Annotated in this window: 9 protein-coding genes and 2 pseudogenes; 5 read left to right on the forward strand and 6 right to left on the reverse strand. The window is 64.7% G+C overall.

What is annotated here, in order from left to right:
- Positions 1–145: 145 nt before the first annotated feature.
- From AC0ZZU_RS12525 to AC0ZZU_RS12540, 4 genes are read left to right on the forward strand one after another with little or no spacing between them, the layout of a single operon-like run.
- The gene (locus AC0ZZU_RS12525; RefSeq protein ID WP_476341060.1) at positions 146–1,528 is read left to right on the forward strand and encodes a TackOD1 domain-containing metal-binding protein; all 1,383 of its coding nucleotides are present in this window, start codon (positions 146–148) and stop codon (positions 1,526–1,528) included.
- Entirely contained in the window at positions 1,525–2,853 is a 1,329-nt protein-coding gene (locus tag AC0ZZU_RS12530; protein WP_476341061.1) for a glycosyltransferase family 2 protein, read from the forward strand. Before AC0ZZU_RS12525 ends, AC0ZZU_RS12530 begins: the two co-directional genes overlap by 4 nt.
- A gap of 14 nt (positions 2,854–2,867) precedes the next feature.
- On the forward strand, positions 2,868–4,964 hold the full coding sequence (locus AC0ZZU_RS12535) for a TolC family protein (protein WP_476341062.1): 2,097 nt from the start codon (positions 2,868–2,870) through the stop codon (positions 4,962–4,964).
- Positions 4,961–5,998, forward strand: coding sequence for an HlyD family secretion protein (locus AC0ZZU_RS12540; protein WP_476341063.1), 1,038 nt, complete (start codon positions 4,961–4,963; stop codon positions 5,996–5,998). The genes AC0ZZU_RS12535 and AC0ZZU_RS12540 overlap by 4 nt, the downstream gene beginning before the upstream one ends.
- Before the next feature lie 4 nt (positions 5,999–6,002).
- Here the strand turns inward: AC0ZZU_RS12540 and AC0ZZU_RS12545 are convergent, their stop codons facing one another.
- Positions 6,003–6,401: a tautomerase family protein gene (locus tag AC0ZZU_RS12545; protein ID WP_476341064.1), complete on the reverse strand. Its 399-nt coding sequence runs from the start codon at positions 6,399–6,401 to the stop codon at positions 6,003–6,005.
- Positions 6,402–6,510: 109 nt separating this feature from the next.
- On the opposite strand from AC0ZZU_RS12545, the gene AC0ZZU_RS12550 reads away from it, so the two are divergent.
- Positions 6,511–7,359 (forward strand): LysR family transcriptional regulator, encoded by an 849-nt coding sequence (locus tag AC0ZZU_RS12550; protein WP_476341065.1) that lies wholly within the window; start codon positions 6,511–6,513, stop codon positions 7,357–7,359.
- A 15-nt stretch (positions 7,360–7,374) separates the two neighbouring features.
- Here AC0ZZU_RS12550 and AC0ZZU_RS12555 read toward each other — a convergent pair.
- The 5 genes and pseudogenes from AC0ZZU_RS12555 to AC0ZZU_RS12575 form a co-directional block, all read right to left on the reverse strand.
- Positions 7,375–7,563, reverse strand: a pseudogene (locus AC0ZZU_RS12555) (sigma-70 family RNA polymerase sigma factor); the annotation flags it as partial.
- 3 nt (positions 7,564–7,566) lie between these two features.
- Positions 7,567–7,737 (reverse strand): annotated as a pseudogene (locus tag AC0ZZU_RS12560) (DUF3455 domain-containing protein); the annotation flags it as partial.
- A gap of 244 nt (positions 7,738–7,981) precedes the next feature.
- Complete coding sequence (locus tag AC0ZZU_RS12565) at positions 7,982–9,658, reverse strand: MFS transporter (protein WP_476341066.1); 1,677 nt, start codon at positions 9,656–9,658, stop codon at positions 7,982–7,984.
- A gap of 230 nt (positions 9,659–9,888) precedes the next feature.
- The gene (locus AC0ZZU_RS12570; protein ID WP_476341067.1) at positions 9,889–10,806 is read right to left on the reverse strand and encodes a DMT family transporter; all 918 of its coding nucleotides are present in this window, start codon (positions 10,804–10,806) and stop codon (positions 9,889–9,891) included.
- A gap of 242 nt (positions 10,807–11,048) precedes the next feature.
- Positions 11,049–12,146, reverse strand: a 1,098-nt coding sequence (locus AC0ZZU_RS12575; RefSeq protein ID WP_476341068.1) for an aldehyde dehydrogenase family protein, incomplete at its 5' end; no start/stop codon positions are given.

Raw genomic sequence — 12,146 nt, forward strand, 5'->3', positions numbered from 1 at the left:
TTGATCAGGAAACCAAATGAATCCATTACCCGCAGCGACACAATCGGTCGCGATGGTTATACATATTCCTAAAGCTGTAACACTTTTGTAGAACTTACCCGTCCTCTCCCCGGTCCGAGCCTCCGAACTTTGATACGGAATTGCCATGACCGACGCTCTCCTTCGCGTCGCTGAAGTAGGCCCTGGCCAAACGTCGCTCTACCCTCAAGCGATCTGCTTCACCGACCTCACCACTCTGCTGCGCGCCGCACCCTTCGATGCCGTGTTCCTGCGGGCCTCCCTGGAAGACAACCGCCAGATGCTCCGTCAGTTGCGGGCGGCTCCCGAATTCCGGCTTGTGCCGATCTTCTGCGAGGGCGGCGACGATGTCCTGGTCTCGGCACTCGGCGATGGCCCGGCGCCGGGCGCGTATACCCAGTTGCAAGCGCATTGCCACAGGTGGCGCGAACGCCTGGCGGTGTTCAACAACGGCCGGCCGCCCGAAGGTCTCGAGGCTCAGTTGCTGGCCTACCTGTGGCTGCGCACGCCGGGACGGTTGAGGGTCCTGCGCGATGCGGGCAGCGCGCAGTTGTACAGCTACCCGCTGCTGGACTGCCTGGGCGGCGAGACCGCCAATGGCCAGGCGCTGGTGCGCAACCTGGTGCAACGCAACCTGCTCGACAGCACGGCACTGGTCGACCGCATCCGCTTGTGCCGCCGCTGTGGCAGCGGCCACCTGAACTACGTCGATGTGTGCGTGGAATGTACCTCGCTGGACATCCAGCGCCAGGCCTCGCTGCACTGCTTCACCTGCGGGCACATCGGCCGGCAGACGGAGTTTCTCAAGGACGGCGTGCTGGTCTGCCCCAACTGCCTGACGCGCCTGCGCCATATCGGCACCGATTACGACCGTCCGCTCGAGAACTACAACTGCAACAGCTGCCAGGCCTTCTTCGTTGACGCCGACGTCGAGGCCCGCTGCCTGGATTGTGGCGAGCACCATCAGCCCGAGGAGCTGCAGGTGCGCGAGATGCGCGACTACCAGCTCTCCGAAACCGGCCTGCTCAACGCCCGCCAAGGCCTGGAGCGCAACACCGATCACTACTTCGGCGGCCTGGCCATGGTTGGCGCCAATACCTTCAAGACCCTGCTGGACTGGCAGCTGGAACTGATCGAGCGGCACCAGGCGCCAAGCTTCGCCTTGCTCGGCATGCGCTTCGCCAACCTGGGCGTGACCCTGGCTCGGCTAGGCCCGCAACGGGGCCATGCGCTGCTCGACGCGCTGATCGAGCGCATTCAGGTGGCGATCCGCGATACCGATCGCTGCACCCGCACCAGCGAAGACCAGCTCTGGGTCTTGCTGATGTACACCGATGATGCGGGCATGGCGCGGGTCACCCAGCGGTTGAACCAGATCGGCGAGCTGTTCGTCGGGCAGGACTTGCAGGACATCCGGCTGCATACCGCAGGCGTCGTGGCGCCGGCCGGCCTGCTCGAGAAGGAAACCGCCGAGCTGCTGATGGCACGCCTGGCCGGGGAACTTGGATGAACGCACTGCTCGAGCACTGGCAGGCGTGGCTGGCGGAGATAGCCGGCCCCAACGGCCACTGGCAGCTGTTTCTGATGGTGTTCCCGTACTTCTTGCTGCTGGAGGTGCCGCTCAACCTGCTGGTGCTGCTCGGCACCCTGCGCTGGTTCGTGCGCAGGCGCAGCACGATCCCGGTGAACAGTCCGTGGCGACCTCGGGTTTCGGTGATCATCACCTGCTACAGCGAGGGCAAGGACGTCGAGCTGACACTGCGCAGCCTGGCCGAGCAGACCTATCCTGGCGTAATCGAGATCATCCCGATCGTCGACGGCGCCAGCGCCAACCGTGAGACCACTGAAGTGGTGCGCCGCTTCAAGGCGCGCCAGCAACTGCCCGCCAACCGGCTGCTGCGGCCGATCGCCAAGTGGCAGCGTGGTGGCCGGGTCTCGTCGCTGAACACAGGACTGTCGTTCAGCACCGGCGAAATCCTGATCAATGTCGATGGCGATACCTCGTTCGACAACGACATGGTGGTACGCATGGTGCGGCACTTCCGCGACCCCAAGGTGCCGGCCGTAGCGGGCAGCCTGCGGGTGCGCAATGCGCGCCAGTCGTGGGTGGCGCGGATCCAGGCGCTGGAATACCTGCTGTCGATCCACATGAGCAAGATCGGGCTGGCCGAATGGAACCTGGTGAACAACGTGTCCGGTGCCTTCGGCGCGTTTCGTCGCAGTTTCCTGGAGCAGATCGGCGGTTGGGACACGCACACTGCCGAAGACCTGGACCTGACCTTGCGGATCAAGAGCTACTTCCGCCGTTATGGCCTGCGCATTCCGTTCGAGCCCCGCGCCATCGGCCACACCGATGCGCCTTCGAGTCTGCGCGGGTTTCTCGATCAGCGCCTGCGCTGGGACGGTGACCTGTTCTTCGTCTACCTGCGCAAGCACCGGCATACCTTCAACCCGCGCCTGGTCGGCTGGCCGAATTTCCTGATGCTGCTGGTGGGCGGTCTGTTCTTCCAGCTGGTGCTGCCGTTCATCATCGTGGGCTACAGCCTGGTGGCGGCGATCGTGCTGCCGTTTACCGCGTTCGTGTTCTATTCGCTGCTGATCTATGCCCTGTACCTGGCGCTGAGCACCCTGCTCTACCTCGGGCTGGTGCTGATGGTCAGCGAGCGGCCTCGGCAAGACCTGCGCCTGGCGTGGATCCTGCCGTTCTATCCCTTCGCGATGTACGCCCTGCGCTGTTGGAGCGTCGTCGCCACCCTCAACGAAACCCTGCGCCGCGGCCATGAAGAGTCGAGCATGGCGCCCTGGTGGGTATTAAAACGAGCCAATCGGTTCTAAGGCTGCCTAGCTGCATGAGTGCAAAACAACTATTACGGACACTGCTGCCCGCGCTGTGCTGCGCGCCCTGGCTGGCATGCGCTGCCCCACTGTCGCTGGAGCAGGCGCTGTCCCAGGCCGGCGACGGCCATGGGGTGAGCGCAGCCAACGCCGAGCTGCAAGCGCGCTATGCCGCGCGGGATCAACGACAATCCGAAGCCGGCTGGGAGATGTTCGGCAACGCCAATGTCGGCCGCTACCACGAGCTGGTCACCGAAGACCTGCGCAATGACTACTACGGCCGCAGCTTCGCGGTCGGAGTGCGCTACCCGTTGCTGGGCAGCCTGCGCAGGCGTCTCGACGCGGTCAGCGACAGCGACCGGGACGTGCGCCTGGCAACCATCGAGCAAGGCTTTCGCCGGGCCCAGCAGCGCCTGGCGGTGCGCAGTGCCTATGCCGACTGGTGGCGGGCGTACGAAGAGCAGCGCTTGTGCCGGGGCGTCGGGCAAGCCGCCCAGCGCGCTGAAGCACAGGTCCGGGAGCGCCTGCAGGCCAAGTGGATTCTGCCCTCGGACGCTCAGCTGATGAGCAATGAATGGGCCACCGTTACTCGCCGCTGCGAATTGCAGGACGACGTGCTGGCGGATGTCCGCGCCAGCCTGCAAAGCCTGGGTGTCAGCGTAGGTGCGGATGACACACCGCAGGCTGCACCGCTGGCCAGCCATCCGCAGCCGCTGGCCGCTTGGCGCACGCAGCTGGACTACAATCCGCGCATCGCCGGCCGTGACGCGCAGTTGGCCGCGGCCGAAAGCCGCCGTGAGCAGCCGTGGTACAGCGCCATCGAGTCCTACGTCAGCGTCGCGCAGACCCTCGAGCAGCGCAGCGGCGCGCCGGAAGACGGCCATGGCCTGAGCGTCGGCATTACCCTGGCGGCCCCGGTGGACCTGCTCGACTATGGCTCGGCGCGCAACCGCGAAGGCGAGGCGCGCTACCAGGCGGCAGTGCGGGCCCGCGAGCAAGAGCAAAGCGCCCTGCTGCGCGAGCTGGGCAAGGTGATCGAGCAGCAGCGCCGGGGCGTCAACGAATACCAGCGCCTGAGCGAGCGCCGCGACGCCTTGCAGCAATTGCTCAGCGAACGCCGACAGCGTGGCGAGCTCGATGCCGGCGAAGCCAGCCTGCGCCTGTTGCAGGCGGAGGTCGACGGCTACACCGCAGGCTTCGGACAGATCTCCGCATGGCACGGAGCCTGGCTGCAGGACGCCGCCCTGCGCTTGTTCGGTGATGACAGCGAGGCCTTCGACGCGCTGCTGGGCAGCGGCCGGCTGAACTGGCAGAACGCATCAAGCCAGGCGACCCGTGACAGCGAGCCGACCCGCACGGCCTGGACCCAGGGCGTGTATATCTGGGACAGCACCGCCTTGCTGGATCAGCGCCGGCAGTCCGGCGAACTCGCGGCCCTGCGCCAGGCGGGCATGGGCCGGATCAACCTCGGCCTGACCGGCGTGCAGTTGGCCGATACCCAGCTCATCCCGGCGTTGCGCACTTTATTGCAGGAGGCTCATCGCCAGGCGCTGCAGGTCAACCTGCTGCTGGGCGACCCCAACTGGATAAAGCCCAGCCAGCGTCACGGGCTGATGGCAACGATCGAGCAGTTGCGCGCCCTGCCCTTCGATGGACTGCACCTGGACCTCGAGGTCGAGCAGCTCGGCTGGCCGGTGCCTGGCCTTCGCCTGCGCGATTGGCTCGAAACCGTGCGCCAGGCCAAGGCCGCCAGCCCGTGGCCTCTGCAGTTGTCGAGCCACCCGCGCTGGTTTGCCGAGGAGGCGCAGCGCGACCCGTGCGTGCCCTGCGGGCTTGAAAAGATCGGGGTGAACGACATCAGCCTGATGATCTACACCCGCAACCCCCAGCGCAGCGGCGACAAGGCACTGGCGATCGCCAAACAGTGGCCAGGGCTGCACCTGCGCCTTGCGCAGAGCGTCGAGAGCGACCAACCGCAAGACCTCAGCTGGCATGGCACCAACGCGGCGCAACTGCGCCAGCAGCACACCGACTGGCGTGACGCCCTGCTGCCCGGCGGCCTGGGCGGTATTGACTGGCAATCCTGGACCGATTACCCGAGAACCCGATGAAGATACGTTTTCGCAGCCCCAAAGAACAGAACCCTACCCAGGACAGCGGCATGCAGGTGCTCTACGCGCCAGGCAAACGCTTGGCCTTCCGCCTGCGCTGGTACCTGATCCTGTTTCTCATCCTGCTGCCTGCCTTGTGGCTGGCCGCGCGCTATGGCCTGGACATGGTCCGCGTCGAAGCGCCTGCCCTGGTACGCCTGCCGACCCTGGAGGTGCGCGCCATGCAACCCGGCCAGGTGTCCGCCCTGCACGTGCAGGTCGGCGACCATGTGACGCCTGGCGCCCCGCTGGTAGATCTGGACAACCCACAGCTGCGCCTGCGCCTGGCCTTGCTGCAAGGTAACCTGGCGCCTGCGGGCGCGGCACCGGCCACGGTGGTCGAGCGTAACCGCCAGGTGCTGCAGCAACTGGTGCAGCGCGCCGGGCAGCGGGTCCGGGATGTCGGCAAGCTGGTAGCCCAGGGCGCTGCGACCCGTGGCGAGCTGCTGGAGGCGCAAAACGCACTGGACAGCCGAGAGTCGGAACGCCTGGCCTTCGAGCGCAGCGTCGCTGGCGGTGCCGCGGCCAGTGAAGACGATCGCTATCAGCGCCAGCAGCAGCTGGAAGTGCGCTGGCTCGACGGGCAGCTCAGCCACCTCAACAGCGTTGCACCGGAAGGTGGACGTGTGGCCGAAGTCGTCACCGCGCCTGGCGAAAACGTCGGGCCCGGCACCCTGCTGCTGCGCCTTGAACGTACCGGCCCCGCGCAACTGTGGGTCTACCTGGACCCCAAGGACGTCGCCCACTCCGCCATCGGCTCGCGCCTGGACGTGCGCCTGCCCGACGGCAGCTCCATCGGCGCAACGGTGATCAATCCCGCCGAAAGCGCCAACCCATTGCCAGGCGACCTGCGCAAGCCCTTCAGCAGTCCGTCCCGCGGCCTGATGGTGCTGGCCCGCTTCGACGAGCCGCTGGCAGACCAGTGGCGGGTCGACTCCCTGCCGGTACGGGTGCGTTTCCCGCATGACTGGAACCTGCTTGGCGCCCGCTCCTGAGGCCTCAGACCCCAGCCTGCTGATGGCGCCACTCCTGGGTACGCCCGCCATAACCGTACGCGGCGGCGCGGGCGTCGATCAGGTGCACGTATGAAGTCTCATGCAGCCCTGGCCTGAGCGCGGCCAGGGCACTGAAGACCTCCTTGATGAACCGCGCCTTTTCCGCCTTGGTGTTGGTTTCATCGGTGATGCTGATATCCAGGTGGAATGCGCTACCGCCCAACTCTGCCAGCGGCCGTCCACCAATGAACCAGTCTTCGTCAGGGATGTATTGGACAGTAGTGGCCATGACCGCAGGCAGCTTGCCCAATACACGTTCCGTCAGCTGATTGACCGTAGCGACCACTTGCCGACTCATCCTGGTATCGCGCGGGCCGGAAAGCTGGATGACGATGTGTGGCATGTTCAGGTACTCCTGGATGACGGATGGATAGATCGATTATCGGAACCTGCTATCAATCGGAAAAGCCGGAAGATACGATTACAGGCATCGTGATAACGGATGGATGGCCATGCGTGGGTTCGACCTGGAACAATTGCGCACACTGGTCGCGGCTGTCGACGCCGGGAGCCTCTCGGCTGCAGTGCCCGTCCGCAATCTCTCGCAGTCATCGCTGAGCGAGCAGCTTCGCAAGCTAGAAGAACGCGCCGGGCAGGTGCTGCTGGTGCGTAGCAAGGCCGGGGTACGCCCCACTCCCGCAGGCGACCGCCTGCTGATGCATGCCCGGCAGATCCTCGCGCTGTCCGATACTGCCTGGCGCGACCTGCACGACGTGCCACTCGAAGGTGAAGTGCGGCTTGGCATTACAGACTACTTCCGTCCTGCCGACCTCACAGTGATATTGGCCCGGTTGGGCCAGCACTATCCACGCGTGCGCCTGCGCACCCTCATCGGGAAAAGCGACGAGCTTGAGGCTGCGCATCGGCGCAGGGAACTGGAGCTTGCAATCATTCTGCGCACGGAGCATGCAGGGGACGCGCATCTGCTGAGAACCGAGGCGATGCACTGGGTGGCGGCGCCAGAATCACGGAAGATTGCCGAGCGGCGGCCACTGCCGCTTGTGCTGTTGCCAGAGGGTTGCTCGTTGCATCGGTTGGCGATTGACCGGCTGCGAGCGCAAGGGGTCGAGCATGTGGTAACACATGTGGCGTCGGGAGTGGCCGGGTTGCAGGCTGCGGTTGGTGCCGGGCTTGGGGTCGGCTGCCTGAATGCGTCCTCGCTGGTTGATGGGCGGGTCGCTGCGTTGCATCAGGACAGATTGCCGGAGCTGCCCAAAGCCAGCTTCATATTGCTCGCGCGGAGCGAAAATGAGCGACTCGGTGCATTGACCAAGACGCTGGTCGAGGCCCTGGTCGGCTAGATTGGCGTAGGCCTAACCATCAACGTAGGCGTGGACGATGCAGTTGCGCCGCGCCGGTTCCAGTTGTTCAAGACACAGGAACACCCGATCGGAACGTGCGCTGAACTCGAATGGGCTTTCCTGTTCGAGGTCCACGATTTCATCGGGCTCGCCCACCGGCACCTCCCTTGCGCTGTTGCGCACGTAGTTGAGCGCTAGATGCCGTCCGGCCTTGTCACGGCACTCGTAGGTGATCTCACCCACGCCCACGGTCTCGAGCGCGACCTTGTGGCCGTCAGGCACCTTGATGCTCTCGGGCACGCTGGACTGGGCATATGCTGCGGGAACGGCAACCGCCAGGCAGGTGGCGGCAATGCAGAGGACTCGTTTGGCGTTCATGCAACTCTCTCCAAAGGGTAATCGGCTTGGCAGCGTCTTGGCTGCTACCTGTACTACCCGCGAGAGGGGATTCTGGATGCAGTGGCTTGAGAAAAAAGCCAAACCAGGGATACCCTGATCACCGAGGCCGTTGTCCCGAGTTAGCCGGTGGACTCGCCCTTATCAGGTTCATGACCTCGCGAGGCCGTGAACAAGCACAGCGAGTATCGCCCTCCCCCAAGAAACAGGAGAGGGCGACCACGCCTCAGTCATCCGTGATATTCCGGTCCTTGGTCTCCGGCAGGAAGAACGTCCCGAGGATCGCCGTCATCACCGCAATCACGATCGGGTACCACAGCCCGTAGTAGATATCCCCGGTCGCCGCGACCATGGCGAATGCCACCGTTGGCAGGAATCCACCAAACCAGCCGTTGCCGATGTGATACGGCAGCGACATGGAGGTGTAGCGGATGCGGGTGGGGAACAGTTCGACCAGCCAGGCGGCGATGGGGCCGTAGACCATGGTGACGTAGATCACCAGGACGGTCAAGAGCAGCAGAACCATCGGGTAGTTGGTCTTGGCCGGGTCGGCCTTCTCGGGGTAGCCGGCGTCCTTGAGGGCGGAACCCAGGGTGGCGACAAAGGCATCGTTGCGAGTCTTGAAGTCGGCCGCGGGCATGGCAGTGCCGTCAAAGCTGGTAATCACCTTGTCGCCGATGCGGACCTGAGCGACGGTGCCGGGCTCGGCTTTCACGTTCTCGTAGGGAATGGCGCGCTTGGCGAGCACGGTCTTGGCCAAGTCGCAGGAGCTGGTGAATTTGGCCTTGCCCACCGGGTCGAACTGGAACGAGCACTGGTCGGGGTCGGCGACCACCTTCACCGGATTCTGCGCCTGGGCGGCGAACACGTCCGGGTTGCCGTACTCGGTCAGCGCCTTGAAGATCGGGAAGTACGTCAGCGCCGCGAGGATACAGCCGGCCATGATGATGCCCTTGCGGCCGATACGGTCCGACAGGCTGCCGAACAGGATGAAGAACGGCGTGCCGATGAGCAGCGAGCCTGCAATCAGCAGGTTGGCGGTCTGTGGGTCGATCTTGAGGGTCTGCAGCAGGAAGAACAGCGCGTAGAACTGCCCGGTGTACCAGACCACGGCCTGGCCGGCGGTGCCGCCGAGCAGCGACATGATCACCACCTTGAGGTTGTCCCAGCGGGCGAAGGATTCGGTCAGCGGCGCCTTGGACGCTTTCCCTTCCGCCTTCATCTTCTGGAACACCGGCGACTCGCTGAGCTGCAGCCGGATGTACACCGAGACGATCAGCAAGAGGATCGACAGCAGGAACGGGATGCGCCAGCCCCAGGCCTCGAAGGCTTCGGTGCCGAGGATCGTGCGGCAGGCAAGGATCACCAGCAAGGAGAGGAACAGCCCCAGGGTCGCGGTGGTCTGGATCCACGAAGTGAAGAAGCCGCGCCTGCCGGGCGGCGCGTGCTCGGCTACGTAGGTCGCCGCCCCGCCGTACTCGCCGCCCAATGCCAGGCCCTGCAGCAGGCGCAGGGTGATCAGGATGATCGGCGCCGCCACGCCAATGGTGGCGTAGCTGGGCAGCAGGCCCACCACGGCGGTGGAGATACCCATGATCACGATGGTGATGAGGAAGGTGTACTTGCGTCCGATCATGTCGCCCAGGCGCCCGAACACGATCGCCCCGAAGGGGCGCACGGCAAAGCCAGCGGCGAACGCCAGCAGGGCGAAGATGAAGGAAGTGGTCTCGTTGACCCCGGCGAAGAAGTGCTTCGCGATGATGGCGGCGAGTGAGCCGTACAGGTAGAAGTCGTACCACTCGAACACGGTGCCCAAGGACGAGGCAAAGATGACCTTGCGCTCCTCCTTGGTTATCCCTCGTTTGGGCGCGTGGCCCGTGGTTGTACTGTCGATTGCCGCCATTGTCTTCTCCGTCTTTTCTTGTAGGCCGGAGTACCCCACTACCTCTTTCTGCCGCACCCTGGCCCTGGGGCTGATGTCATCGGACTGCTGTCATCGGACTGCGGTCATCGGACTACGGATCGCACGAAAGCATGGAACACAGACTGACGGCCCCGCCGTGCGGCGAGGTCTCTTGAAGCATAATCGCGATCAGCAGGATATCCACTCGCCATCATCGCACTCGGCCCTGGTCAGGCTACCCGTTCGCTGGTCTTGCTGACCTTGCCCCAAGCCGACAACACGGTCGCCAGGATGATCACGCCTGCCCCGACGACCATGCGCACCGAAGGCTCTTCGCCGAACAACCACCAGGCACAGGCGATCGCATACACCGGTTCGAGCGCGATGATCATCCCGGCGCTGCGCGCTTCCAGGCCTTCCAGGCTCTTGACGAACAGGAACTGCGACAGCCCGGTGCAGAACACACCCAGCAGTCCCAGGTACACCCAGTCCGACACCTGCAGGCCGGGCGCCTCGAAGTGGCTGAGGGCAAACGGCGCGACCAGCACGGCGACGGTGACGTTCTGCCAGAAGGCCACCTGCAAGGCATCCATGCCCCGCACGGCACGGCGGTTGGCGATGGCCAGCAAGGCGAACGACAGGCCCGAGGCCAGGCCCCAGAGCAGGCCGACGGTGCCCTGGTCGAGCAGGTCGAACGAGGGCACCACCAGCACCAGCCCGATGCTCACCAGCAACAGCAGCATGGCTTCACTGGCGCCAATGCGCTCGCGGAACACGGCAAGGTCAAGCAACGCGATGAAGGCCGGGAAGCTCGCGAAACCCAAGGTAGCTACCGCGACCCCGCCTACCTTGATGGCAATGAAGAAGGTCACCCAGTGGGTGGCCAGCAAGGCACCGGTAATCACCATCACGACCAGCTTGCGCACGTCGAGCCCCTTGAACAGGGCGCGGCGCTGGAGCTGGGCGACCAGGCCGAGGGCGAGTACGGCGAAGGCGGCGCGGCCATAGGTAATGATGGTCGCATCGGCATGGATAAGGGCGCCGAGGATGCCGGTCAGACCGAACAGCACCGCAGCGATATGGGCCACCACGAGGGCGTGGCGAGGACTCGTCCCGTGGACGATAGCGTTTACATCTGAAGCGATCATGGGCAGTTGGATCTACAAGGTATGCGCACGCATCCACTCCCCAGCGGACCTGTGCACGGGTTTGTTTGTTTGGGGAGATGTATGGCCCCGGTGATCCGGGTGCCTCAAGCGCCGCAGCGTTGTCTGACTCTGACGAGCCGAGCTGCTTATCCGCCTTGCAACAGAGGTTGAATCAGGTTGGCCACCGCCTGCATGAGGCGGTGGCCGGGGTGCCGAACTCCGTCAGAACAGCACCGCTTCAATCACGAGGCATTGATCCAGATGGTCTTCAGCTCCGTATATTGATCATGCGCCCAGATGGACTTGTCGCGACCGCCAAATCCGGACTCTTTGTAGCCTCCAAAGGGCGTCGAGGCGTCGCCTTCGCCAAAACAGTTCACCGTGACCACACCCGCGCGGATTTCACGCGACAGGCGCAGCGCATTGCGCAGGCTGCCGGTGTAGGCCGAGGCCGCCAGGCCGTAGATGGTGTCGTTGGCCAGTTCAATGGCCTCGTCGATGGTCGAGAAGCTGGTCACGCTCAGCACCGGGCCAAAGATCTCCTCAACGAACAGGCGGCTGTCGCGCGCCACGTTGTCGACGATGGTCGGTTGCACGAACACGCCCTGTTCGGTTTGCCCGCCCTGGACCACGTCGAGCTTCTGCTCGGCGGCATATTCCAGGTACTCGCGCACTTTCTCGAAGTGCGACTTGCTGACCATCGCGCCCAGGCGGTTGTCCGGATCCAGCGGGTCGCCCAGTTTCCAGTCCTTCAAGTGCTTGGCGATCAGGCCCAACAGGTCGTCCTTGACGTCCTTGTGCACGATCAGGCGCGAGGACGCGGAGCAGTTCTCGCCCATGTTCCAGAAGGCACCGGCAGTGACGAACTGGGCGACTTCGTCCAGGTCTTCACAGTCGTTCATGACCACGGCCGGGTTCTTGCCACCCAGTTCAAGGACGATTCGCTTGAGGTTGGACTCGGACGAGTACTTGAGGAACAACCGGCCGGTGTCGGTCGAACCGGTGAAGCTGACCATCGGGATGCCCATGTGGCGGCCGATGGCCTCGCCCACTTCACGGCCACCACCAGGCACCAGGTTGAACACGCCCGCCGGGACGCCAGCCTGGTGTGCCAGCTCGGCCACGCGCAGCGCGCTCAGGGTGGTTTCCTTGGCCGGCTTGACCACGATCGAGCAACCGGCGGCCAGCGATGGGGCGATCTTCCAGGCCAGCATCAGCAGCGGGAAGTTCCAGGGCAGCACCAGGCCGACCACGCCGATGGCTTCGCGCACCACCATGGTCACGGCAGCATTGCCGGTCGGGGCGGTGGCGTCGTAGATCTTGTCGATCAGCTCGGCGTG

The sequence above is a fragment of the Pseudomonas sp. JE3303 genome, assembly GCF_056312565.1.